At 70.2% G+C, this 24,429-nt stretch carries 22 protein-coding genes and 1 tRNA gene; 10 read left to right on the top strand and 13 right to left on the bottom strand.

Translation table 11 applies throughout. The annotated features are described in order from the left end of the window. The first annotated feature begins 105 nt into the window (after positions 1–105). From QBL25_RS18615 to QBL25_RS18605, 3 genes are all read left to right on the top strand, one after another. Positions 106–1,986 carry a PQQ-binding-like beta-propeller repeat protein gene (locus QBL25_RS18615; RefSeq protein ID WP_409058162.1) on the top strand — a complete coding sequence of 627 codons (1,881 nt, stop codon included), beginning with the start codon at positions 106–108 and terminating at the stop codon, positions 1,984–1,986. Between the two features lie 68 nt (positions 1,987–2,054). After that, positions 2,055–3,989 carry a PQQ-binding-like beta-propeller repeat protein gene (locus QBL25_RS18610; RefSeq protein WP_409058161.1) on the top strand — a complete coding sequence of 645 codons (1,935 nt, stop codon included), beginning with the start codon at positions 2,055–2,057 and terminating at the stop codon, positions 3,987–3,989. Between the two features lie 260 nt (positions 3,990–4,249). Continuing rightward, a complete protein-coding gene (locus QBL25_RS18605) occupies positions 4,250–4,975 on the top strand; it encodes a LuxR C-terminal-related transcriptional regulator (RefSeq protein WP_409058160.1) in 726 nt (241 codons plus the stop codon). A 57-nt stretch (positions 4,976–5,032) separates the two neighbouring features. On the opposite strand, the gene QBL25_RS18600 is transcribed toward QBL25_RS18605, so the two are convergent. Both QBL25_RS18600 and QBL25_RS18595 read right to left on the bottom strand, forming a co-directional pair. Beyond that, positions 5,033–5,314, bottom strand: a complete 282-nt coding sequence (locus tag QBL25_RS18600) for a hypothetical protein (RefSeq protein WP_409058159.1) — start codon at positions 5,312–5,314, stop codon at positions 5,033–5,035. Between the two features lie 24 nt (positions 5,315–5,338). Further along, the gene (locus tag QBL25_RS18595) at positions 5,339–7,021 is read right to left on the bottom strand and encodes a sodium:solute symporter family protein (protein ID WP_409058158.1); all 1,683 of its coding nucleotides are present in this window, start codon (positions 7,019–7,021) and stop codon (positions 5,339–5,341) included. A 217-nt stretch (positions 7,022–7,238) separates the two neighbouring features. Between QBL25_RS18595 and galT the strand changes: the two genes are divergently transcribed. Genes galT through galK form a run of 3 tightly spaced genes read left to right on the top strand, consistent with a single transcriptional unit; the run spans position 7,239 to position 10,443 of the window. Then, positions 7,239–8,315 (top strand): galactose-1-phosphate uridylyltransferase, encoded by a 1,077-nt coding sequence (gene galT / locus QBL25_RS18590; RefSeq protein ID WP_409058157.1) that lies wholly within the window; start codon positions 7,239–7,241, stop codon positions 8,313–8,315. Next, a complete protein-coding gene (gene galE, locus QBL25_RS18585; protein ID WP_409058156.1) occupies positions 8,312–9,265 on the top strand; it encodes a UDP-glucose 4-epimerase GalE in 954 nt (317 codons plus the stop codon). Before galT ends, galE begins: the two co-directional genes overlap by 4 nt. 23 nt (positions 9,266–9,288) lie before the next feature. Next, on the top strand, positions 9,289–10,443 hold the full coding sequence (galK, locus tag QBL25_RS18580) for a galactokinase (RefSeq protein WP_409058155.1): 1,155 nt from the start codon (positions 9,289–9,291) through the stop codon (positions 10,441–10,443). Positions 10,444–10,523: 80 nt separating this feature from the next. Here galK and QBL25_RS18575 read toward each other — a convergent pair whose 3' ends face one another. After that, entirely contained in the window at positions 10,524–10,979 is a 456-nt protein-coding gene (locus QBL25_RS18575) for a GNAT family N-acetyltransferase (RefSeq protein ID WP_409058154.1), read from the bottom strand. A gap of 265 nt (positions 10,980–11,244) precedes the next feature. Here QBL25_RS18575 and QBL25_RS18570 point away from each other — a divergent pair, with 265 nt between their 5' ends. Further along, complete coding sequence (locus QBL25_RS18570) at positions 11,245–12,021, top strand: response regulator transcription factor (RefSeq protein WP_160505515.1); 777 nt, start codon at positions 11,245–11,247, stop codon at positions 12,019–12,021. On the opposite strand, the gene QBL25_RS18565 is transcribed toward QBL25_RS18570, so the two are convergent. After that, positions 11,980–12,477, bottom strand: coding sequence for a MarR family winged helix-turn-helix transcriptional regulator (locus QBL25_RS18565; protein WP_409058153.1), 498 nt, complete (start codon positions 12,475–12,477; stop codon positions 11,980–11,982). The genes QBL25_RS18570 and QBL25_RS18565 overlap by 42 nt on opposite strands. A 195-nt stretch (positions 12,478–12,672) precedes the next feature. On the opposite strand from QBL25_RS18565, the gene QBL25_RS18560 reads away from it, so the two are divergent. Both QBL25_RS18560 and QBL25_RS18555 read left to right on the top strand, forming a co-directional pair. Continuing rightward, positions 12,673–13,518, top strand: coding sequence for a trans-aconitate 2-methyltransferase (locus QBL25_RS18560; RefSeq protein ID WP_409058152.1), 846 nt, complete (start codon positions 12,673–12,675; stop codon positions 13,516–13,518). Next, entirely contained in the window at positions 13,512–13,871 is a 360-nt protein-coding gene (locus tag QBL25_RS18555; protein WP_409058151.1) for a VOC family protein, read from the top strand. Before QBL25_RS18560 ends, QBL25_RS18555 begins: the two co-directional genes overlap by 7 nt. A gap of 45 nt (positions 13,872–13,916) precedes the next feature. On the opposite strand, the gene QBL25_RS18550 is transcribed toward QBL25_RS18555, so the two are convergent. Further along, on the bottom strand, positions 13,917–14,603 hold the full coding sequence (locus tag QBL25_RS18550) for a TetR family transcriptional regulator (RefSeq protein ID WP_409058150.1): 687 nt from the start codon (positions 14,601–14,603) through the stop codon (positions 13,917–13,919). Continuing rightward, entirely contained in the window at positions 14,600–15,628 is a 1,029-nt protein-coding gene (locus QBL25_RS18545; protein WP_409058149.1) for an acyl-CoA desaturase, read from the bottom strand. The genes QBL25_RS18550 and QBL25_RS18545 overlap by 4 nt, the downstream gene beginning before the upstream one ends. A gap of 288 nt (positions 15,629–15,916) precedes the next feature. On the opposite strand from QBL25_RS18545, the gene ppc reads away from it, so the two are divergent. Continuing rightward, complete coding sequence (gene ppc, locus QBL25_RS18540) at positions 15,917–18,649, top strand: phosphoenolpyruvate carboxylase (RefSeq protein WP_409058148.1); 2,733 nt, start codon at positions 15,917–15,919, stop codon at positions 18,647–18,649. A gap of 94 nt (positions 18,650–18,743) precedes the next feature. Here ppc and QBL25_RS18535 read toward each other — a convergent pair whose 3' ends face one another. From QBL25_RS18535 to QBL25_RS18505, 7 genes are all read right to left on the bottom strand, one after another. Further along, positions 18,744–19,205 carry a hypothetical protein gene (locus tag QBL25_RS18535; RefSeq protein WP_409058147.1) on the bottom strand — a complete coding sequence of 154 codons (462 nt, stop codon included), beginning with the start codon at positions 19,203–19,205 and terminating at the stop codon, positions 18,744–18,746. 54 nt (positions 19,206–19,259) lie between these two features. Next, positions 19,260–19,859 carry an aminoacyl-tRNA hydrolase gene (pth, locus tag QBL25_RS18530; protein ID WP_409058146.1) on the bottom strand — a complete coding sequence of 200 codons (600 nt, stop codon included), beginning with the start codon at positions 19,857–19,859 and terminating at the stop codon, positions 19,260–19,262. A 113-nt stretch (positions 19,860–19,972) separates the two neighbouring features. Further along, positions 19,973–20,563: a 50S ribosomal protein L25/general stress protein Ctc gene (locus tag QBL25_RS18525; RefSeq protein WP_409058145.1), complete on the bottom strand. Its 591-nt coding sequence runs from the start codon at positions 20,561–20,563 to the stop codon at positions 19,973–19,975. A gap of 217 nt (positions 20,564–20,780) precedes the next feature. Beyond that, positions 20,781–21,758, bottom strand: coding sequence for a ribose-phosphate diphosphokinase (locus QBL25_RS18520; RefSeq protein ID WP_409058144.1), 978 nt, complete (start codon positions 21,756–21,758; stop codon positions 20,781–20,783). A gap of 135 nt (positions 21,759–21,893) precedes the next feature. Beyond that, positions 21,894–23,351, bottom strand: coding sequence for a bifunctional UDP-N-acetylglucosamine diphosphorylase/glucosamine-1-phosphate N-acetyltransferase GlmU (gene glmU / locus QBL25_RS18515; RefSeq protein WP_409058143.1), 1,458 nt, complete (start codon positions 23,349–23,351; stop codon positions 21,894–21,896). Between the two features lie 117 nt (positions 23,352–23,468). Then, positions 23,469–23,540, bottom strand: a tRNA-Gln gene (locus QBL25_RS18510). 27 nt (positions 23,541–23,567) lie between these two features. After that, a complete protein-coding gene (locus tag QBL25_RS18505; protein WP_409058142.1) occupies positions 23,568–24,287 on the bottom strand; it encodes a hypothetical protein in 720 nt (239 codons plus the stop codon). Between the last annotated feature and the right edge of the window lie 142 nt (positions 24,288–24,429).

The following is a 24,429-nucleotide window of genomic DNA, read 5'->3' as shown; positions in this document are numbered from 1 at the left end:
GAACAGGGGACGGACCGGTCAGTTGTGCTAGTGCCTCAGGGTGATAGAAAGGTCGGCCTGAGCACCACTTGGCGTGCCGAAAAATCAGTGAAGGGGGAAGCGCTGATGACTCAGCCGCCCAACCAGCCGCCGTCCGGCGGTTTCGGAGCTCCGCAGGATCCACGGCAGGGATCCGCGCCGCAGCCACCGGGACAGCCGCCGCAGCCACCGGCACAGCCACCGGCCCCGCCGTCGGGAGCACCGCAGACCCCGCCCGCGCCCCAGCCCGGTTACGGCTACCCGCAGACCCCGCCCGCGCCCCAGCCCGGGTACGGCTACCCGCAGACCCCGCCCGCGCCCCAGCCGGGATACGGCTACCCGCAGCAGCCCGGCCCCTACGCCCAGCCCGGACCGTACGGCGCGCCGACGCAGCCCGGTCAGCCCGGCCCCTACGGCCAGCCCACGCAGCAGGGCCCCTACGCCCAGCAGCCGCAGTACGGCTACCCCCAGCAGCAGTTCCCCGGCGGACCCGGCGGCCCCGGCATGCCCGGCACCCCGCCGGCCGGTGGCGGGAAGAACCCCTTCAAGGGCAAGCCCGGTCTGATCGTGGCGGCCGTGGCGGCCGCGGCCCTGGTCATCGGCGGCGTCGCCTGGGCGGTCGTCGGCGGTGACGACGGCGGCAAGAAGAAGCCCGCCGCGGGCAAGAGCGACAAGCCCAAGGTCAGCGGCTCCGCACCGGTCAACCCGGGCGACGGCAAGGGCGACGGCGGCGAGCAGGCGGAGGACCTCAACGCGGGCCGCCAGCCCGGCGAATCCAAGGTGCTCATGTACAAGGAAGCGCCCAAGGTGCCCGGCTCCGGCGCCGACGCCAACGGCATGTGGGTGCAGGGAGACGTCGTCGTCAAGGCGGCGTACAAGGAGCTCACCGCTTCCAAGGTCAAGACGGGCGACACCGCCTGGCCGACGATCACGTTCCCGCAGAAGATCTGCGGCACGTCCCCGCAGGTCACGAAGGACAACGAGATCGTCGTCGCCTACAAGGACGGCCAGAAGGACGACTCCAAGTGCAGCCAGATCCAGGTCGTCGACCTGAGCGACGGCAGCAAGGGCTGGACGAAGACGGTCAAGGAGGAGGGGCTGTTCGACATGTCCCTCAACACCGACCTCTCCATCACCGGTGACACGCTGATGGTCGGCCGCTCCCAGTCCGGCACGGCGCTGCGGATGAGCGACGGCAAGGAGCTCTTCGTCGCCGACAAGAAGGACCCCGGGACCTGCTTCCCGAGCGGCTTCGCCGGCGGCAAGAAGATGCTGGTCGCCTACTCCTGCGGGGCGAGCTCGCCCACCGAGCACGACGAGCTCCAGCAGCTCGACCCGAAGACCGGCGCCGCCGTGTGGACGAAGAAGTTCCCCAAGGGCTGGCGCATCGGGCGGATCTACTCCGAGAGCCCGACGATCGTCTACCTCAACAACGAGGACAAGAAGCAGTGGAACATCACCACGCTGAAGCCCAACAGCAGCGCCACGCGCTCTGAGGTCGGCGTCGACGAGAAGTTCGCCCCGGAGTGCGGCGGCTCGACGTTCCTCGGCGGCAGCCTCCAGGGCTGCCTGGGCGCGACGACCGACGACAAGAACCTCTACCTGCCGACCGACGCGACCTCCGGCGCCAACGAGGTCGTGGCGATCAGCCTCGCCACCGGCAAGGAGGCCTGGCGCGTCAAGTCGCCGGTTGCGGAATCGATGCTGCCGATGAAGATCGACGGCGGTTCGCTCATCGCCTACGTCACTCCCTCCTACGACACCGGCGGCCGGGTCGTCTCGATCCCGCTCTCGGGTTCGCACACGCCGAAGACCCTCCTGAAGAACCCCGCGGGGACCGCCGAGATCGAGAGCGGCTTCTTCTCGAAGGACGTCGATTTCGTGGACGGACGCTTCTACATCTCGACCACGCGGCTCTCGGGCAGCGCGAAGGGCCAGGAGAAGCTGATGCTGGCCTACGGCAAGTGATCCTCTCCGTCGGGCATGTCGCCCCCCTCGTCGCCTAGTTCACCTCTCGTCCCCAAGGAATCGACGTCATGACCCAGCCGCCCCAGCCGCCCAACGAGCCCCCGCAGGGCGGGTTCGGCGCCCCGCAGGACCCGCCGCCCGGCGGTTTCGGCGCTCCCCAGGACCCGCCGCCCGGCGGTTTCGGAGCCCCGCAGGACCCGCCGCCGGTGGGCTTCGGCAAGGCCCCCGAGCCGCAGAACCCGTCGTACGGCTACCCGCAGACCCCGCCGCCGGCCCAGCCGCCGACGCAGCCCGCGGGGCAGCCCGCGGCCGGTCCGCCGCCCCAGAGCCCGCCTCCGCCGCCGGGACAGCCGCAGGGCCAGCCCACCTACGGCTATCCGCAGGCCCCCGGCACCCCGCCCCCCGGCCAGCCCCAGGGCTACGGCTACCCGGGGCAGCCCGGCCAGCCCTACGGCCAGCCGACCCAGCCGTACGGACAGCAGGCTCCCTACGGTGCCTACCAGCAGCCCGGCACGATGCCGATGGCTCCGCAGGCGGCTCCGGGCGGCTCGGGCGGTTCGAAGCTCAGCGGCCAGATGAAGATCATCATCGGCGCGGTCGTCGCCATCGCCCTCATCGTCGGCGGCGGTGTCTTCTACGCCTCGACGCAGAAGGACGACACCGAGGCCAGCTCCGCCGGCCCCACGGGCAAGGGCGGCGAGGACAAGAAGGGCGGCGGCGGCGACGAGCAGGGCCCGAGCGGCCCCGGCCAGGAGAAGGTCCCGGCCAGCACCAGCGCCACCGTCTCCATGCAGCTCCCGCAGCCCGAGGTGCCCAAGGACGACGTCTGGAGCATCAAGGGCTCCTGGCTCACCGAGGACGTCTACGCCAAGGCGGGCGTCAACGAGATCGTCGGGTACGACCCCTCCGACGGCAAGGAGCTGTGGACGCTGCCGCTCGCGGGCCAGACGTGCGCGGGCTCGCGCGAGGTCACCAAGGACGGCATCGTCGCGGTCGCCTACGAAGAGGGCAAGCGCACCAAGAAGGGCGACCACGAGACCTGCTCGCAGATCTCCGCGGTCGACCTGAAGGACGGCAAGAGGCTCTGGACGGAGACCATCGACGAGGGCAGCATGAAGGCCCGCGTCCAGGAGGTCACCATCAGCGGCAGCACCGTCGCGGCCGGCTCCAGCGCCGGCGGCGCGGCCTTCGACCTCACCTCGGGCAAGCACCTGTGGGAGCCCACCCCGGGCGACAAGTGCCAGGACGAGGGGTACGCGGGCGGCGAGCAGCTCGTCGCCGTCCAGAAGTGCGGCACGTACGGCGACGAGAAGCTCAAGGTGCAGCTCCTCGACGCCAAGACCGGCAAGTCGAAGTGGACCTACCCGGTGACCCCGGGCGTCGACAACGCCAAGATCATCTCGACCCGCCCGGTCGTCTTCGGCCAGGACACCCAGGAGATCACCGCGAGCGGCGTCACGGACGCCTTCTCGCTCGACGACCAGGGCAAGCTCCGCGCCAAGATCTCGCTGCCCGACGGCAAGTACGACCACGACTGCGAGGTCAACGTCGTCTACGCCTGCACCGCGCTGGCCGTCGGCAACGACAAGCTCTACGTCCCGACCCGGCAGCACGAGGGCGGCGGCGACGGCTACAGCCAGACGAACGAGATCATCTCGTTCTCGCTGGCCACCGGGAAGACCACGGGTGACCGTGCCGACGCGGGCGAGGACGGCGAGATGTTCCCGATCCGCATGGACGGCGGCAACATCCTGGCCTACAAGGACGGCGGCTACAACAAGGGCGCCCAGGTCGTCTCCCTCAACGGCAAGACGATGAAGGAGACCAAGCTCCTGGAGACCCCCGCCGCCGAGTCCGTCGGCAGCGCGATCAGCAGCATGGTCCCGAAATCGAACGAACTCCTCTACACCGACGGCAGGCTGTACCTCGGCAAAGAGCTGATCAGCAAGCCGTACTCGAAGGACGAGAAGGAATACACGGCTCTGGGCTTCGTCGCCCAGTAACCTCTCGACCTCCGCGTATGCACCGGACGGCCCCGTTCCCACCGTGGAGCGGGGCCGTTCCGATTCTCGCGTTCGCCCTCCGTACGCATGTACTCCCCGTCACTCGAATTTGGCCGGGATTTCGGCATTCCGGGCCGCTTATCGCCGGTAGGGGGCGCGCTGCGTCGAACAAGCGTGTAGCTTCCGGGGGATGAGTGGGCCTGGGGCCGGGGGGCCCTCGATCCGTGGGGGATCCGTGGGGGAAAGTGGGGGGTTGCTCGATGGGTGTTCGACTCATGGTGGTCGACGACCACCGACTGCTCGCCGAGGCGCTCGCCTCGGCCTTGAAACTGCGCGGGCACCGGGTGCTCGCCGCGGCCGCGCCCGCGGCCGGTGCCGCGGAACTGGTCATCAGCCGGGCCCCGGAGGTCTGCCTGCTCGGTACGGCGACGCCCGCGGAGGCAGGGATGTTCGACCCGGTCGTGAAGATCAAGCGGGAGCGGCCGCAGGTCGCCGTGGTGGTGCTCGGCCCGGTGCCGAGCCCGCGCGGCATCGCGGCGGCCTTCGCCGCGGGCGCCTCCGGATACGTACGCCATGACGAGCGCATCGAGGGGGTCGAGCGCGCCATCATGAAGGCGAGAGCCGGCGAGGCGGCCGTCGCCCCGCAGCTGCTCCAGGGCGCCTTCAGCGAGCTGCTCAATCCGGCCGCGCAGCCCGACGACGAGGGCCAGCGGCTGCTCCAGATGCTCACGCCGCGCGAGGTCGAGGTCCTGGTGCGGGTCGCGGACGGCGAGGACACCCGGCTGATCGCCGCCGGGATGGGCATCGCGCCCAGCACCGCGCGCACGCACGTGCAGCGCGTCCTGATGAAGCTGGGCGTCGGATCCCGTCTGGAGGCGGCGGCGCTCGCGGCGCGGACGGGTCTCCTGGACCGCGCGGAACGGCCCGCGGCGGCTTATGCGAACGACGCGGAGACGCCGACGGGGCCCGAGTCACCGGCACAGTGAACTCGGGCCCCGGACCGGGGTCTTCCCCCCGGGGGGGGGTCACTCGTCTTGTGGCGCTTACTCCTCTTCCGGTGCCTCGGTGGGCGGCGGCGTGGGCCGCAGCCACAGCCAGCCGAGGAAGAAGAGCCCGAGCACCAGCATGGCCAGGCCCGTCCAGAGGTTGATGTTGATGTCCTCGGCCTTCTTCATGTCGGCGTCGGACGGGGAGATGCCGGCGATCGTCACGATGATCCCGTAGACGACGAACAGACCGCCGATGATCCGCCGGATGTCGAAGAGACGGGCCGCCGTGGCGGACTTGCGCTCCAGTGCGGAGACTTCGTTTCGCAGTTCAGACATGTTCTTCCAGACCTCCGATCGGGATTAGAGCGAGTAGGGCAGGTAGCAGAGCGCGGCGAGCACGATCGCTCCCCAGCCGAGCAGCGCGGGCTTGCGGTACCAGGCGTCGTCGCCCTCGGCGGGCGGTTCCTCGATGCCCGGTGACGTCGTCCCGTACACCAGGCCGGCCAGTTCGGTCTCCGGCTTGGGCGCGGTGAAGAGCGTGACCACGACCATCACCACGGCGCCGGCGACGAAGCCGACGATGGCCGAGACGAAGTTGGCGCCCTGGTCGGTCGGGATGTCGATGACGCCCTGCTTGTAGATCCAGAAGTAGTTGACCATCGCGGCGGTCGTGCCCGCGAGCAGGCCCCACACACCGGACTTCATGGAGGCGCGCTTCCAGAACATGCCGATGATGAACACCACGAACATCGGGACGTTGAAGAAGGAGAACAGCGTCTGGAGGTACCCCATGATGTTCGAGAACGACGAGGCGATGAAGGCCGTCCCGATGGAGGCGAGCACGCCGATCGCGGTGATCAGCCGGCCGAACTTCAGGTAGTAGCCGTCCTCGCGGCCCTTGACCACGTACTTCGACCAGATGTCGTAGGTGAAGACGGTGTTGAAGGACGACACGTTCGCCGCCATGCCCGCCATGAACGCCGCGAGCAGACCGGTCACCGCGATGCCGAGCACGCCGTTGGGCAGCAGCTCCTGCATCAGGTACGGGATCGCGTCGTTGTACGTGAGGTCCGAACCGGCGGTGCCGATCTTCGGGACGAGCACGGCCGCGACCAGGCCCGGGATCATCACCAGGAAGACGATGAAGATCTTGGGGAAGGCGGCGATCAGCGGGGTGCGCTGGGCGGCGGAGAGGTTCTTCGCGGACAGGGCGCGCTGCACCTCGGCGAAGTTGGTCGTCCAGTAGCCGAAGGAGAGCACGAAGCCCAGGCCGAGGATGATCGTCAGCCAGTTCGCGCCCAGCGGGTTGGCGTCACCGATGCCGGTGCCGCCCCAGGCGCTCATGAAGTCCGAGCCGTGCGACTTCTCCAGGGAGCCGGACAGACCGTCCCAGCCGCCGACCTTCTTCAGGCCGATGACGCAGATCGGGATGAGCGCGGCGAGGATCACGAAGAACTGGAGGACCTCGTTGTAGATCGCCGAGGAGAGGCCGCCGATCGTGATGTACGCCAGGACGAAGAGCCCGGCGACCACGATGGCCACCCACTGCGGCCAGCCGAGGAGCGCCTCGACCACGATCGACAGGGCGTAGAGGTTCACGCCCGCGATGAGGATCGCGGCGAACGCGAAGAGCACCGAGCTGAGCAGGTGCGCCGACTTGTCGAAGCGCTGGAGCAGGTACTCGGGGACCGAGCGGACCTTGCTGCGGTAGTAGAACGGCATCATCACGAGGCCGAGGAAGACCATCGCGGGGATGGCGCCGATCCAGTACCAGTGGACGACGGCGACGCCGTACTGGGCGCCGGTCGCCGCCATGCCCAGGATCTCGGTGGCGCCGAGGTTCGCGGCGACGAACGCGAGGCCGGTCACCCAGGCGGGCAGGGAGCGGCCCGACAGGAAGAAGTCGAGGCTGGTCTTGACGGAGCGGCGGGCGGCGAAGCCGATGCCGAGGACCACGGCGAAGTAGATCGCGAGGATCGCGTAGTCGAGGCCGTTGGTGGGCAGCCGAAGCCCCTCGGCCAGGGTCTGTGTGGGGGACTGCATGGGGAACTCGCTTCGTTGCGCGAACTGATCAGACCGGAACCTACGCTTCTCGCTTCAATAACTGAAGACTTCTGTTGGTGTTCTTTGTTGGATTGTGATCGGGCGTGAAGTCTGCACCTGGGGCATGGCCACGTGCGCGCGGCCATTGACGACGCTGTTGGCTTGTGATTTGTTATGTGCGGTTATGTTGGGTGGGTGTTGGTGAGGAGCCCCGGACGTGAAGAAGACCTCGACCCGTCTCGCAGACGGTCGTGAGCTCATCTACTACGACGCGCGCGACGACGCGGTGCGCGACGCCGTGGACAAGAGGCCCCTGGACCCCATCTCCACCACCTCGGAGATCCGCCGGGACCCGCTCCTGGGCGACGCGGTGGCCATCGCCTCGCACCGCCAGGGCCGCACCTACCACCCGCCGGCCGACGAGTGCCCGCTCTGCCCCTCCGCCGGGGAGCGCCTGAGCGAGGTCCCCGACTCCTCGTACGACGTGGTCGTCTTCGAGAACCGCTTCCCCTCGCTGGCCGGGGACGCCGGGCGGTGCGAGGTCGTCTGCTTCACCTCCGACCACGACGCGTCCTTCGCCGACCTCACCGAGGGCCAGGCCCGCCTCGTCCTGGACGCCTGGACGGACCGGACCGCCGAGCTCTCGCACCTGCCCTCCGTCGAGCAGGTGTTCTGCTTCGAGAACCGCGGCGCCGAGATCGGCGTGACCCTGGGCCACCCGCACGGGCAGATCTACGCCTACCCCTTCGTCACCCCGCGCACGTCCCTGATGCTGCGGTCGCTGGCCGCGCACAAGCAGAAGACGGGCCGCAACCTCTTCGACGACGTCGTGGCCGACGAGTCGGCCGCCGAGCGCGTCGTCCTGGACGCCGAGCACTGGGTGGCGTTCGTCCCCCGCGCCGCGCACTGGCCCTACGAGGTGCACCTCTACCCCAAGCGCCGGGTGCCGGACCTGCTCGGACTCGACGAAGCCGCGCGCACAGAGTTTCCCCAGGTCTATCTGGAACTGTTGAGGCGCTTCGACCGGATCTTCGGCGACGGTGAAGGCGGGACGCGGGGCGCGTCGCTCACTCCGTACATCGCGGCGTGGCACCAGGCGCCCTTCGGGGCGCTGGAGGGACACGACGGGATCAACCGGGACGACTTCGCCCTGCACCTCGAGCTTTTCACCATTCGCCGCACTTCGGGCAAGCTGAAGTTCCTCGCGGGTTCCGAATCCGGCATGAGCGTGTTCATCAACGACGTGCCGCCGGAAACCGCGGCCCAGCGACTGCGAGAGGTAGCGAGTTCATGAGCGGTAAGTACCTGGTCACCGGCGGGGCGGGCTATGTGGGAAGCGTGGTGGCCCAGCATCTGATCGAGGCCGGGCACGAGGTGACCGTCCTCGACAACCTCTCGACCGGCTTCCGTGAGGGCGTCCCGGCCGGCGCCACGTTCGTCGAGGGCGACATCCGCGATGCCGCCAAGTGGCTGGACTCCTCCTTCGACGCCGTGTTGCACTTCGCCGCCTTCTCCCAGGTCGGCGAGTCCGTCGTGAAGCCCGAGAAGTACTGGGACAACAACGTCGGCGGCACGATGGCGCTGCTCGCCGCGATGCGCGACGCGGGCGTGCGCAGGCTCGTCTTCTCCTCCACTGCCGCGACGTACGGCGAACCGGTGAGCACCCCCATCACCGAGACCGACCCGACCGCCCCCACCTCCCCGTACGGCGCCTCCAAGCTCGCCGTCGACCACATGATCACCGGCGAGGCCACCGCCCACGGCCTGGCCGCGGTCTCCCTGCGCTACTTCAACGTGGCGGGCGCCTACGGCAACTGCGGCGAGCGCCACGACCCCGAGTCGCACCTGATCCCGCTCGTCCTCCAGGTCGCCCAGGGCAAGCGCGAGGCCATCTCGGTCTACGGCGACGACTACCCGACCCCGGACGGCACCTGCGTCCGCGACTACATCCACGTCGCTGACCTGGCCCAGGCCCACCTCCTCGCCGTCGAGGCGGCCACCTCCGGCGAGCACCTGATCTGCAACCTCGGCAACGGCAACGGCTTCTCCGTGCGCGAGGTCATCGAGACCGTCCGCCAGGTCACCGGGCACCCGATCCCCGAGGTCATGGCCCCGCGCCGCGGCGGCGACCCGGCGGTCCTCGTCGCGTCCGCTGCCACCGCGCGGGAGCGGCTCGGCTGGAATCCGACCCGCGCGGACCTCGCGGGCATCGTCGCCGACGCATGGGCCTTCGCCCAGCGCTGACACCTGGGGTTAAGGGGTAACTGATGGACGTAGCGGGGCAGTTCGCCGAGTTGTACGGGTACGCGGCGGACGGGGTCTGGTCGGCGCCGGGCCGGGTCAACCTCATCGGCGAGTACACCGACTTCAACGAGGGCTTCGTGATGCCGCTCGCGCTGCCGCACACCGCGGTGGCGGCGGTGGCACGCCGGAGCGACGGCGTCCTGCGCCTGCACTCCGCGGACATCGACGCCCCCGTCGCCGAACTGCGCGTCGACGAGCTGACCCCCTTGTCGGCATACGGGCAGGGCGGCTGGGCCGCCTACCCGGCAGGCGTGGTCTGGGCGCTGCGGGAGGCCGGCCAGGCGGTCTCCGGCGGTGCCGACGTCCACCTCGCGTCGACCGTGCCGACCGGGGCGGGCCTCTCCTCGTCCGCCGCCCTGGAGGTCGTCACGGCACTCGCCCTGAACGACCTGTACGAACTCGGCATCGACAGGCCCCGGTTGGCCGTCCTCGCCCAGCGCGCCGAGAACGCCTTCGTCGGCGTGCCGTGCGGTGTCATGGACCAGATGGCCTCCGCGTGCGCCACCGAGGGCCACGCCCTGCACCTGGACTGCCGGGACCTGTCGATACGCCAGGTCCCCTTCGACCTCGCGGCCCAGGGCCTCCAGCTCCTGGTGGTCGACACCCGGGTCAAGCACGAACTGGGCGACGGGGCCTACGCCGAGCGGCGGGCCGGCTGCGAGGAGGGCGCCCGCGTCCTGGGCGTGTCGCACCTGAGGGACGTGGAGTACGCCCAACTCACCTCGGCACTGGCCCGGCTGACGGACGAGAAGATCCGCCGCTATGTGCGCCACATCGTCTCGGACGACCACCGGGTGGAGCAGGTCATCGGCCTGCTCGACGCGGGCGACGTCCGGGCGATCGGCCCGGTCCTCACCGAGGGCCACGCCTCACTCCGCGACGATCTGCGGATCTCCTGCGAGGAGTTGGACCTGGTGGTGGCCTCCGCGAACGCGGCGGGCGCGCTCGGCGCCCGGATGACGGGCGGCGGCTTCGGCGGCTCGGCGATCGTCCTCGTGGAGGCGGGGGACACGGAGCCGGTGACGAAGTCGATCCTGGAGTCCTTCGCCACGGCGGGCTTCACGGCCCCCCGGGTCTTCCCGGCGATCGCCTCGGCGGGAGCCCGACGGGTGGCGTGAGCGGCCGGCCCCTTCCCGGTGAGGGGGCCCAAGGGGCGCCGAGGTGTCAGAACAACTTCTTTGTCAGGACGGCCTCTCCGTCAGGACAGCTTCTTCGTCAGGGTGAACTCCTTGGCGCCCTCCGGATAGTCCGGGATCACCGACACCACCTCGTAGCCCTGGCCCCGGTAGAAGCCCGGGGCCTGGAAGTCCCAGGTCTCCACCCGGGAGTTGCGGCAGTCCCGCTCCTCGCGCGCGATGCGTTCCGCCTCGGCCAGGAGCGACGCGCCGAACCCCGCGCCCTGGTGCTGCTCGCTGACCCACAGGTGGTCCACGTGGAGCCAGCCGCCCCAGGTGTGTCCGGCGACACCGCCGACGAGGCCTTCCGTGCGTTCCATGAGCCAGACGGCCAGCGGTATTTCACGGTCCTGCGGGGTGCCGCGCAGCGCGCGGATGACCGGAGATGCCCTGGTGTTCGCGTCCATGAGCCCGGCGAGAAGCAGAGCGAACCGCTCTTTGTCGACTCCTGTCTCCATACGAAACATACGGCTCACCATAAACGCGCTGGCCAGTCAGTTCTGTAAATTACCTTCCGCTCCTGCCGTGCGGCCCTACTCTGAGTGGCAGTGCCGGTGGGGGCCGGCACTGATCAGGGGGCGAGACAGTCGGGTACGACACCCGGCGTGGGGGTGGCAGTCACAGCTCGGCGGCGGCCGTGCGACTGAGGCGATCCCCGTTCCGGGTGTCGTGCCCGTACCGGTACGTCCTCCGAGGATGGGGTATCCCCTGCTCTCCGAGGAGAGCTTGGGGAAGGGGGTTTCAGTGGTTCGTATCCGAGTCCTGGTCGTCGACGACCATCGCATCTTCGCCGAGTCGCTCGCCGCGGCCCTGGCGGCGGAGCCCGACGTCGACGTGTCCGCGGCGGGCAGCGGCCCGGCCGCACTGCGCTGCCTGGAGCGGGCGATAGCCGAGGGGCGCAGATACGACGTGCTGCTCGTCGACGCCGACCTGGGCGCGTCCGCCAGCGCCGTACAGGGCGTGCGGCCCGCGCCGTCGGTGCAGGAGGGCAACGCGGACGGTCTGGTGGACGGCATCTCGCTGGTGGCGGGGGTCCGTTCGGGCCAGCCGATGGTGCGTACGGTCGTGCTCGCCGAGAAGGACGACCCGCGCAGGGCCGCCCTCGCGTTGCAGGCCGGCGCGTCGGGGTGGGTCGCCAAGGACTGCTCGCTGTCCCGGCTCCTGACGGTCATCCGGGGCGTGCTGCGCGAGGAGACGCATCTGCCGCCGGCGCTGCTCACCGGCGTCCTGCGCGAGTTGACCGCGGCCCGCAAGCACCGCACGGAATCCGAGCGCCTGGTGGAGTCGCTGACCCCGCGCGAGCGTGAGGTCCTGCGCTGCATGGTGGCGGGCCTGGGCAGGAAGGCGGTCGCCGAGCGCCTCTTCCTCTCCCCGCACACGGTGCGCACGCACATGCAGAACGTGCTGGGGAAGCTGGGCGTCCACTCCACGCTCGCCGCGGTCGCCCTCGCGCGCAGGGCGGGGGTCGGCCCGGTCGACCTAGCCGGGGATGTTGTCGAACGGGGCGGTCAACTGGCGTAGCAGCGCGGCCAGTTCGCCGCGCTGTCCGCGCGAGAGCTCGGCGAGGATCGCCCGCTCCTGCCTCAGCAGTCCGGCGAGGGCCTGGTCGGCGCGGTCCTGGCCCTCCGCGGTCAGCCGCACGAGCACGCCCCGCCGGTCGCTCGGGTCGGGCAGCCGCTCGACGAGGCCCTTCTTCGCGAGCCGGTCGATGCGGTTGGTCATCGTGCCGGACGTGACCAGGGTCTGGGTCAGGAGCTGCCCGGGGGAGAGCTGGTAGGGCGCGCCCGCGCGCCGCAGCGACGTCAGGACGTCGAACTCCCACGGCTCCAGATGGTGCTCGGAGAACGCCAGCCTGCGGGCCCGGTCGAGATGGCGCGCGAGCCTGCTGACACGGCTGAGCACCTCGAGTGGTTCCACGTCGAGGTCGGGGCGCTCCCGGCGCCATGCAGCGACCAGACGGTCGACCTCGTCCTCCATGTCGATCAGTGTAGGGGGTCTGTCGACATGAAGTCTCTTGACGTCAAGATACTTCGGGCCGAAGATGGCACTACGACGTGCGTACGACGCCGGTGCGACGGTGGCATGACGGCCGTACGACGTGTGTGCGAAGGCAGTACGACGCGCAGTGCGACGCAGGTCCGAGGCCTGGTCCGCGCCCAGAGGAGGCCCTCCATGTCCGCCGCCCCCAGCAGCAGCCCCGCCCCCACCTGGGACCCGGGCCAGTACCTGCGTCACGCCGGGCATCGCGCCCGCCCCTTCGTGGACCTGCTGGCCCGCGTCCCCGAACTCCCCGCGGCCGGCGGCCGCCCGCCGCGCATCGCGGACCTGGGCTGCGGGCCCGGCAACGTCACCCGGCTCCTCGCCGAGCGCTGGCCCGCCGCGCACGTCACGGGCTTCGACAACTCCCCCCAGATGCTGGAGCGGGCCGCGGCCCTGGCCGGCCCCACGCCCGGCGGCGGGCGCCTGGACTTCGCCGCGGCGGACGCGGCGGACTGGGCGCCGGCCGAGGGGACGTACGACCTGATCCTGTCCAACGCGACCCTCCAGTGGGTGCCGGGCCACCCCGACTCCTTCGCCGCCTGGATCGCCGCGCTGGCCCCCGGCGGTACGTTCGCCTTCCAGGTGCCCGGCAACTTCGACGCCCCCAGCCATGTGCTGATGCGGGAGCTGAGCGAGTCCGGGCGGTGGCGGGAGCGGCTCGGCGGGCGGCTGCGCCACGCGGACGCCGTGCTCACCCCGGCGGCCTACCTGGAGCGCCTGGTGGGCCTCGGCTGCGAGGCGGACGTCTGGGAGACGACGTACCTGCATCTGCTGGAGGGCGAGGACCCCGTCCTGGACTGGGTCAAGGGGACGGGCCTGCGGCCGGTGCTGACGGCTCTGGCGCAGGACCCGGAGGCGAGGGAGGCGTTCCTCGCCGAGTACCGCGAGCTGCTGCACAAGGCGTACCCCGCGGGTGCGGGCGGCACGGTCTTCCCCTTCCGCAGGGTCTTCGGGGTGGCGAGGCGGGGCCCGTGCTGACCGGCGTCGACCACGTCCAGCTGGCCGCGCCCCCGGGGAGCGAGGCGCGGCTGCGGGCCTTCTACTGCGGGGTGCTCGGGATGACGGAGGTTCCGAAGCCGGGGGCGCTGGCCGCGCGGGGCGGCTGCTGGTTCGAGGCGGGGGATGTGCGGTTGCACCTCGGGATCGAGGAGGGCTTCCGGCCCGCCCGCACGGCGCACCCCGGGCTCCGGGTGCGGGACATCTTCGCGTACGCGGACCGGCTCGCCGCCCGGGGCGCCGAGGTCACCTGGGACGACGCGCTCCCCGGCCACCACCGCTTCTACACGACGGACCCGGCGGGCAACCGCCTGGAATTCCTCCAGCCCCACTGACGCCGGCCACCCGCCGAAAGCGCCCGGCCGGGCCCCGGGCCCGCGCTAGGCCTTGCGGTGGCCTATCAGGCGGGGTTTTGGTTCCAGGCCGTCCAGGCCGTGCCAGGCCAGGTTCACCAGGTGCGCCGCCACCTCCGCCTTCTTCGGCTTGCGCACGTCCAGCCACCACTGCCCCGTCAGCGCGACCATGCCGACCAGCGCCTGCGCGTACAGCGGCGCGAGCTTGTGGTCGAAGCCCCGCGTCTTGAACTCCTGGCCCAGGATGTCCTCGACCTGCGTCGCGATGTCCGAGATGAGGGAGGCGAAGGTGCCCGTCGACTGCGCCACCGGCGAATCGCGCACCAGGATGCGGAAGCCGTCCGTGTACGTCTCGATGTAGTCGAGGAGGGCGAACGCCGCCTGTTCGAGAAGTTCCCGCGGATGGCCCGCCGTCAGCGCCCCCGTCACGCCGTCGAGCAGCGCCCGCATCTCGCGGTCCACCACGACCGCGTACAGGCCCTCCTTGCCGCCGAAGTGCTCGTACACGACGGGCTTGGAGACGCCGGCCTTCGCCGCGATCTCCTCCACCGACGTGCCCTCGAAGCCCTTGGCGGCGAAGAGGGTGCGGCCGATGTCCAGCAACTGCTCCCGGCGCTCGGCGCCCGTCATGCGGGTCCGGCGCGTGCGCCGGGGCTGCTTCTCTTTGCTGGAGGGGCTGGAATTGCCGGAGTCGGTCGCCACGTCGTCCATCATGCCGGGCCGACGGTCGTCGGCTTCCGGCGGGAGTCGATACGGGACTCCGACGGCCAGCGCACGTCCGTCGCCCACCCCAGCTGCTCGCACCAGCGGATGATGCGCGCCGACGAGTCGACCTGGCCCTTCAGGACCCCGTGCCGCGCCGACGTGGGGTCGGCGTGGTGGAGGTTGTGCCAGGACTCGCCGCAGGACAGCACCGCGAGCCACCACACGTTGCCCGAACGGTCACGCGATTTGAAGGGACGTTTTCCCACGGCGTGGCAGATCGAGTTGATCGACCAGGTGACGTGGTGCAGCAGCGCCACCCGGACCAGCGAGCCCCAGAAGAACGCCGTGAAGGCGCCCCACCACGACATCGTCACCAGGCCCCCGACCAGCGGCGGGATCGCGAGCGAGACGATGGTCCAGAGCAGGAACTGACGCGACACGAGCCGGATCGCCGGATCCTTGATCAGGTCCGGCGCGTACTTCTCCTGCGGGGTCTGCTCCTCGTCGAACATCCAGCCGATGTGCGCCCACCACAGGCCCTTCATCAGGGCGGGAAGGGTCTCGCCGAAACGCCACGGCGAGTGCGGGTCGCCCTCCGCGTCGGAGAACTTGTGGTGCTTGCGGTGATCCGCCACCCAGCGGACCAGCGGGCCCTCCACGGCCATCGACCCCATGACGGCCAGCGCGATCCGCAGCGGACGCTTCGCCTTGAAGGAACCGTGCGTGAAGTAGCGGTGGAAGCCGATCGTGATGCCGTGGCAGCCCAGGTAGTACATGAACACCAGCAGGCCGAGGTCCAGCCAGCTCACCCCCCAGCCCCAGGCCAGCGGCACCGCGGCCACCAGGGCGACGAACGGGACGGTGATGAAGAGCAGCAGCGCGATCTGCTCGACCGACCGTTTCTGCTCACCGCCCAGCGTCGCGGAAGGCGCCGGAGCGGAAGGGACAGGAGGGGACGAAGCGGCGTCGGTCTGCGAGCGCGAAGCGTCTTCGATCACATCGGTGTCGGAATACGCATCGGAAGATGTGGTCATGGGCACGTCCCCTGTGGGGTCGAGGGTCGAGGGTCACGGCGCGGGTGCGGCGGGCGCACGATCACGGGACCCGCGTTGTCTACGGTCCCGTAACCTACGGCGACGTAAGTATGGCAGCGCGGAACCCGGCGGCAAGAGGCCGAGAGTCCGTGCCGCGATGTGACACCTATCCTTGGAAACGGTCGGACAGCGCGGTCCGCTCTCTCTTTCCCCCGGAACGGCGATTCCTATCCGCCCGGGGCCCCCTCCCAGACCTGACGTGCTTCAACACTGCAAGGAGCCGCACCTGTGAGCAGTGCCGACGACCAGACCACCACAGCCAGCACCGAGCTGCGCGCCGACATCCGCCGCCTCGGCGACCTGCTGGGCGAGACCCTCGTACGTCAGGAGGGCCCCGAGCTCCTCGAACTGGTCGAGAAGGTCCGCCGCCTGACCCGTGAGGACGGCGAGGCCGCCGCGCGCCTGCTCGGTGGCACCGAACTGGAGACCGCGGCCAAGCTGGTCCGCGCCTTCTCCACGTACTTCCACCTGGCGAACGTGACCGAGCAGGTCCACCGCGGGCGCGAGCTGCGCGCCCGGCGTGCCGCCGAGGGCGGGCTCCTGACCCGCACCGCGGACCGCCTCAAAGACGCCGACCCCGAACATCTGCGCCAGACCGTGAAGCACCTGAACGTGCGCCCCGTCTTCACCGCGCACCCCACCGAGGCCGCCCGCCGTTCGGTGCTGAACAAGCTCCGCCGCATCGCCGAGCTCCTGGAGACCCCGGTCATCGAGTCCGACCGGCGCCGCCACGACACCCGCCTCGCCGAGAGCATCGACCTGGTGTGGCAGACCGACGAGCTGCGCGTCGTGCGTCCCGAGCCCGCGGACGAGGCCCGCAACGCCATCTACTACCTCGACGAGCTGCACGCCGGCGCCGTCGGGGACGTACTGGAAGACCTCACCGCCGAGCTGGAGCGCGTCGGCGTCCAGCTGCCCGAAGGCACCAGGCCGCTCACCTTCGGCACCTGGATCGGCGGCGACCGCGACGGCAACCCGAACGTGACGCCCGCCGTCACCTGGGACGTCCTGATCCTCCAGCACGAGCACGGCATCAACGACGCCGTCGCCCTCGTCGACGAGCTGCGCGGCTTCCTCTCCAACTCCATCCGCTACACCGGAGCCACCGAGGAACTGAAGGCCTCCCTCCAGCTCGACCTGGAGCGGCTGCCCGAGATCAGCCCGCGCTACAAGCGGCTGAACGCCGAGGAGCCCTACCGCCTCAAGGCCACCTGCATCCGGCAGAAGCTGGAGAACACCAAGGAGCGCCTGGCCCGCGGCACCGCCCACGAAGAGGGCCGCGACTACCTCGGCACCGGCGAGCTGATCCACGACCTCACCCTCGTCCAGACCTCGCTGCGCGCGCACAAGGGCGCGCTCTTCGCCGACGGCCGGATGAACCGCACGATCCGCACGCTCGCCGCGTTCGGCCTCCAGCTCGCCACCATGGACGTCCGCGAGCACGCCGACGCCCACCACCACGCCCTCGGCCAGCTCTTCGACCGCCTGGGCGAGGAGTCCTGGCGCTACGTGGACATGCCGCGCGAGTACCGGCAGAAGCTGCTCGCCAAGGAGCTGCGCTCCCGCAGGCCGCTCGGCCCGCAGCCGGCCCCGCTGGACGCCGACGGGGAGAAGACCCTCGGCGTCTTCCTCACCGTCAAGAAGGCCCTGGAGGTCTTCGGACCCGAGGTCATCGAGTCGTACATCATCTCCATGTGCCAGGGCGCCGACGACGTCTTCGCGGCGGCGGTCCTCGCCCGCGAGGCCGGCCTCATCGACCTGCACGCCGGCTGGGCGAAGATCGGCATCGTGCCGCTCCTGGAGACGACGGACGAGCTGCGCGCCGCCGACGTCATCCTCGACGAGATGCTCGCCGACCCCTCCTACCGACGCCTCGTCGCACTGCGCGGCGACGTCCAGGAGGTCATGCTCGGCTACTCGGACTCCTCCAAGTTCGGCGGCATCACCACCTCCCAGTGGGAGATCCACCGCGCCCAGCGCAGGCTCCGTGACGTCGCCCACCGCTACGGCGTGCGCCTGCGCCTCTTCCACGGCCGCGGCGGCACCGTCGGCCGCGGCGGCGGCCCCTCGCACGACGCGATCCTCGCGCAGCCCTGGGGCACGCTGGAGGGCGAGATCAAGGTGACCGAGCAGGGCGAGGTCATCTCCGACAAGTACCTCGTGCCGTCCCTGGCCCGCGAGAACCTGGAACTGACGGTCGCCGCCACGCTCCAGGCCTCCGCCCTGCACACCGCGCCCCGCCAGTCCGACGAGGCGCTGGCCCGCTGGGACGCGGCCATGGACGTGGTGAGCGAAGCGGCCCACACCGCCTACCGCAAGCTGGTCGAGGACCCGGACCTGCCCTCGTACTTCCTCGCGTCGACGCCGGTGGACCAGCTCGCCGAACTCCACCTGGGCTCGCGCCCCTCGCGCCGCCCCGGCTCGGGCGTGTCGCTCGACGGACTGCGCGCCATCCCGTGGGTCTTCGGCTGGACCCAGTCCCGGCAGATCGTGCCGGGCTGGTTCGGCGTCGGCTCGGGTCTCAAGGCGCTGCGCGAGGCCGGTCTGGACACCGTGCTCGGCGAGATGCAGGAGCACTGGCACTTCTTCCGGAACTTCCTCTCGAACGTCGAGATGACGCTCGCCAAGACCGACCTGCGGATCGCCCGCCACTACGTGGACACGCTCGTCCCCGACGAGCTGAAGCACGTCTTCGACGTCATCGAGGCCGAGCACGCGCTCACGGTCCAGGAAGTCCTGCGGATCACCGGCGGCACCGAGCTGCTCGGCTCCCACCCGGAGCTCCAGCAGACCTTCGCCATCCGTGACGCCTACCTCGACCCGATCTCGTACCTCCAGGTCGCGCTGCTCAAGCGGCAGCGGGACGCGGCGGCCGCGGGCGAGGAGCCGGACCCCCTGCTGGGCCGCGCGCTGCTCCTCACGGTCAACGGAGTCGCGGCGGGTCTGCGCAACACCGGCTGATCCTCGACCCCGGCGGGGGGCGTCTCGTCCGACCCCGGACGGGCGCCCCCCGCCGTGCTGTGTCCTTGCTGCCGACTGCCGCCGCGGCGGCCCGCTAGAACGCCAGGGTCGCGAACGACGCCGTCAGGAGGGCGCCGCCCGCCAGGGCCAGCCCCCAGGCCGTGCGGTACAGGCGCATGCCGCCCGCCACCACCACCGCGGCCAGGAGCAGCGCACCGCCCAGCGGAAGCCACGCGTGCAGGAAACCGGGGCCGCCCGTGCGCACCACCTCGGAGGTGCCCGGCTTCACGGCCACCGGAATGCGCTCGCCCTTCTTCTCCGCGATCGAACGGTCGATGACCACCCGTGCGCGCGCCGTGGAGCCGGAGGACGAGGGCACATACGTACCGACGCAGTCGTCGGACGAACAGCTCGTCACCCGCATCGTGCCCCGCTCGCGCTCATCGGTGAGCATCACGTGCTGCGCCGTGCCCCAGGACGCCCAGACCCCCGCGACGAGCAACAGCGCCGCGAGCCCGCCCATCGCCGTCCGGCGTACGAGTAGCAGCGCATTCATGGCGGCGATCCTTGGCCATGGGCATGCGCTCAGTCAACCGTTTCGAGCCACCGCTCAGGAGTTGTACGAGCTCTGCGCCCGCTCCAACCCCTCGATCACCAGCGCCTCGGCCGCGTCCGCCGCCCGGTCCACGAAGTAGCCGAGCTCCTTGCGCTCCGCCGACGAGAAGTCCTTCAGGACGAAGTCCGCCACCTGCATCCGCCCCGGCGGACGCCCGATCCCGAACCGCACCCGGTGGTAGTCCGGGCCCATCGCCTTCGTCATCGACTTCAGGCCGTTGTGGCCGTTGTCGCCGCCGCCCAGCTTCAGCCGCAGCGTGCCGTAGTCGATGTCCAGCTCGTCATGGACCGCGACGATGTTCGCCGTCGGCACCTTGTAGAAATCGCGCAACGCCGTCACCGGACCACCCGACACGTTCATGTACGACATCGGCTTCGCCAGTACGACACGGCGGCTCGCGGGGCCCGCGGGACCGATCCGCCCCTCCAGGACCTGCGCCTGCGCACGGCCGCTGCGCTTGAACGAACCGCCGATCCGCTCCGCGAGGAGATCGGCCACCATGAAGCCCACGTTGTGCCGGTTCATGGCGTACCCGGGGCCCGGATTGCCCAGACCCACGATCAGCCAGGGCGCGCTCGGATCCGTCGTCGTCATCTGCATGTCTCCTTCATAGCCCGACGGCCCTCCTCCATAGCCCGACCGCCGCCCCGCGCGAAGGCGCGGAGCGGCGGTCGGCGGAGTCGGGCCACGAAGAGCCCGGTCGAGGCTCAGGCCTCGGCGGCGGCGTCCTCGCCCTCGGCGGACTCGTCGGCCTCCTCGGCCTGCGCGGCCAGGACCTGGAGGACGACGGTGTCTTCCTCGACGTTCAGCGTGGTGCCCGAGGGCAGCGTGATGTCCTTGGCGAGGATGGTCGCACCGGCCTCGAGACCGGCGATGGAGACGGTCACCGACTCCGGGATGTGCGTGGCCTCGGCCTCGACGGGCAGCGCGTTCAGGACGTGCTCCAGCAGGTTGCCGCCCGGGGCGAGCTCACCCTCGGTGTGGACGAAGACGTCGACGCTGACCTTCTCGCCCTGACGGACGAGCAGCAGGTCGACGTGCTCCAGGAAGCCCTTGATGGCGTCACGCTGGACGGCCTTCGGGATCGCCAGGTGCTTCTTGCCGTCGATGTCCAGGGCGAGCAGCACGTTGGACGTACGGAGCGCGAGGTGCAGCTCGTGGCCCGGAAGCGTGATGTGGACGGGGTCGGCGCCGTGACCGTAGACGACGGCGGGGACCTTGGCCTCGCGGCGGATGCGGCGGGCGGCACCCTTGCCGAACTCGGTGCGGGCCTCGGCGGCGAGCTTGACCTCGGACATGTGCACTCCTCGTGAGTCAGAAAAGTCGAAGGGGGGCGGTTACCCGGCCATGCGACTACTGGCCTGCTACGAAGAGCGCGTCGATAACGGACCGCCGTACCGCAATGGGTACGGCCTCCCTCGCCGAGCAACTCCGTGAGTCTACCCGGCGGGGAGGCCGCCCAGAAAATCGATCTTCAGCGGGCCCGCGGGAGCGGGCCGGCGAAGGTGGCGAGGACTACGCCTGCTCCTCGAAGAGGCTCGTCACCGAACCGTCCTCGAAGACCTCGCGCACCGCGTTCGCGATGGTCGGCGCGATCGAAAGCACCGTGATCTTGTCGAGCTCCAGGTCGCCCGGGTCGGGCAGCGTGTCCGTGAACACGAACTCGCTCACCTTGGAGTTCTTCAGACGGTCCGCGGCCGGACCGGACAGCACACCGTGCGTCGCCGTCACGATGACGTCCTCCGCGCCGTGCGCGAACAGCGCGTCGGCGGCGGCGCAGATCGTGCCACCCGTGTCGATCATGTCGTCGACCAGGACGCAGACGCGGCCCTTCACCTCACCCACGACCTCGTGGACGGTGACCTGGTTGGCGACGTCCTTGTCGCGGCGCTTGTGCACGATCGCCAGCGGGGCGCCCAGACGGTCGCACCAGCGGTCGGCGACCCGCACGCGGCCGGCGTCGGGGGAGACGACCGTCAGCTTCGAACGGTCGACCTTCGCGCCCACGTAGTCCGCCAGGATCGGCAGCGCGAACAGGTGGTCCACCGGGCCGTCGAAGAAGCCCTGGATCTGGTCCGTGTGCAGGTCGACCGTGAGGATGCGGTCCGCGCCCGCGGTCTTCATCAGGTCCGCCACCATGCGGGCCGAGATCGGCTCACGGCCGCGGTGCTTCTTGTCCTGGCGCGCGTACCCGTAGAACGGCACGATCACGGTGATGGAGCGGGCCGACGCGCGCTTCAGCGCGTCGATCATGATCAACTGCTCCATGATCCACTTGTTGATCGGAGCCGTGTGGCTCTGGATCAAGAAGCAGTCCGCGCCACGAGCCGACTCCTGATACCGCACATAGATCTCGCCGTTGGCGAAATCGAAAGCCTTCGTCGGCACGATGCCGACACCCAGCTTGTGTGCGACCTCCTCGGCCAACTCGGGGTGGGCGCGGCCGGAGAAGAGCATCAACTTCTTCTCGCCGGTCGTCTTGATCCCGGTCACAGCACTAGTCTCCTCAGACGAGTTCTTCCCGCTGCCGTCCTCGCACGCTCCGGAAAAACATGGTCCGTCGCGCTGAGCCGGCCGAAATGGTGTGCATCTATCACGGTACGCCGTGTCCGACGCACCTGTTTCCGGTCAGCTTCCGCCAGCCGAATTCCTGGACTCCCCGGACGCCGCCTCAGCCGCCCGCGCAGCCGCACTCCCCGGACGCTTGCGCGCCACCCAACCCTCGATATTCCGCTGCTGCCCACGGGCCACGGCCAGCGAACCGGCGGGCACGTCCTTCGTGATGACCGAACCCGCCGCCGTATAAGCGCCGTCCCCGACAGTGACAGGAGCCACAAACATGTTGTCCGAACCCGTCTTGCAGTGAGACCCCACCGTCGTGTGGTGCTTCGCCTCACCGTCGTAATTCACGAACACGCTCGCCGCACCGATGTTGGTGAAATCACCGATCGTCGCGTCGCCCACGTACGACAGGTGCGGCACCTTCGTGCCCTCGCCGATCGACGCGTTCTTCATCTCCACGTACGTACCGGCCTTCGACTTCACGCCCAGCCGCGTCCCCGGCCGCAGATACGCGAACGGACCCACGCTCGCCTGCTCCCCGACCTCCGAGTCGTACGCCACCGTGTTGTCCACCCGCGCCCCCGCACCCACCCGGGTGTTCGTCAGACGCGTGTTGGGGCCCACCTCGGCACCCACGCCGAGATGCGTGACGCCGTGCAGCTGCGTGCCCGGATGCACCAGCGCGTCCTGCTCGTACGTCACCGTGGCGTCGATCCACGTCGAAGCCGGATCCACCACCGTCACGCCCGCCAGCATCGCCCCGGTGAGCAACCGGTCGTTCAACGTGCGACGGGCCTGCGCCAGTTGCACGCGGTTGTTGATCCCCGCGATCTCCTCGTGATCCCGGGCCACCGCGGCACCCACCCGGTGCCCCGCCTCCCGCAGGATCCCCAGAACATCGGTCAGATACTCCTCGCCCTGGCTGTTGTCCGTGCGGACCTTGCCCAGCGCCTTCGCGAGCAACTGCCCGTCGAACGCGAACACGCCGGAGTTGATCTCACGGATCAGACGCTGCGTCTCCGTGGCGTCCTTGTGCTCCACGATCGCCGTCACGGCGCCGCTCTCGCCGTCCCGCACGATCCGGCCGTAACCGGTCGCGTCCGGGACCTCGGCCGTCAGCACCGTCACGGCGTTGCCGTCGCCCGTGTGCGTGTCCGCCAGCTTCCGCAGCGTCTCGCCCGTCAGGAGCGGGGTGTCGCCGCAGACCACGATGACGGTGCCGTCCACGGCACCGCCGAGCTCGTCCAGGCCGATGCGGACCGCGTGGCCCGTGCCCTTCTGCTCCGCCTGGTACGCCGTGCGCACGTCCGGGGCGATCGTCCCCAGGTGCGCGACGACCTGCTCGCGGGCGAAGCCGACGACGGTGACGAGCCGCTCCGGGCTGAGCGCGTACGCGGCTTCGAGCACGTGCCCGATGAGGGAACGCCCACAGATCTCATGGAGGACCTTGGGGGTGGCCGACTTCATGCGGGTGCCCTCACCCGCTGCAAGGACGACGACGGCTGCCGGGCTGTTGGCGCTCACGGGGGTGCCCTTCGGCTTCGGATGTGCGGGGAGTGGACATCCGCAGGATACCGGGGCGTTGCGGGCCAGAAATGAGGGCGGGTCCCGACCTTGCGGCCAGGACCCGTCGACAGGAAGCTCCCCCGCCAGGACTTGAACCCGGACAGATGGCACCAAAAGCCACAGTGCTGCCAATTACACCACGGGGGATCGAAGCGACCTAAACCGGACATTGGGTCAGGCCGTCGATTCGGCACCCAACACTATGCCGTACCAAGCGCCTTCCACGCGACGGTAGAGATCGGCACTTTGGCGGACGTAGATGATCAGGCACCCGTGGTACGCGTCCCCGGTGTTGCGGCGAACGGTCCGGGGGTTGTGTTTCTTCAGGGTCGCCCTGCTGAACGCGGCCCGGTCGACGCCCACCACGGCGGCCCAGTGCCGCTCGGCTGCCGCCACGTCGGCCGATGCGTGGATGCTGACCCGCAGGGTCAGGCGGTCGTGGTCGACGCCGAGCAGTGCCAGCCAGCGCATGTAGAGGCGGATCACGTTCGGATCGCTGTTGATGAACTGGAGCACCTCGGTGCGGCGATACGGCTTGTCCTTGGCTCCTTCGGCCCAGTAGAGGACGACCCCGGTGAGGAACAACTCCCGGTCCGACACCCGTCCGACCGCCGCTGCTGCCTCCTGCTTGGTCGCCCGGCGCTCGCGGTCCTGCTCGGCCCGGAGCCGCGCGAGTCCGGCGTTCATGCGTGCCCGCTGCTCCTCGGGTTTGCACGTGGGCTCCGGGCGCGGCAGATCCCGCACCCATAGGGAGACCGAACTCTTCGAGCACCCCAGCTCGGCCCGGATCTCGTCGTACGTCCGCCCCTGCCGCCGCAACTCGCGCGCTCGCTCCCGCCGGTCGCCCCTCGGTCCGGGGAGTTCGGCCTCGTACTTGCCCGTGATTTCCGTCATGAGGAGACCTTCGTCCGGAATGCGGACGTCCGGGTGGGGGGTGGGGAGGGGTTCCGTCGTTCGGGGGATTTCGGGCCGTTTCGTTTTGTGGTGGGTGCTGCGTGTGTTCGATCACCGAGCCGGAAACTCGCCGGAAAAGGAG

It is taken from the genome of Streptomyces sp. SYP-A7185 (assembly GCF_046103685.1).
GTDB lineage: Bacteria > Actinomycetota > Actinomycetes > Streptomycetales > Streptomycetaceae > Streptomyces.
Note: the sequence above shows the minus strand (reverse complement) of the source record. Positions and strands in the feature narration are given on the sequence as shown.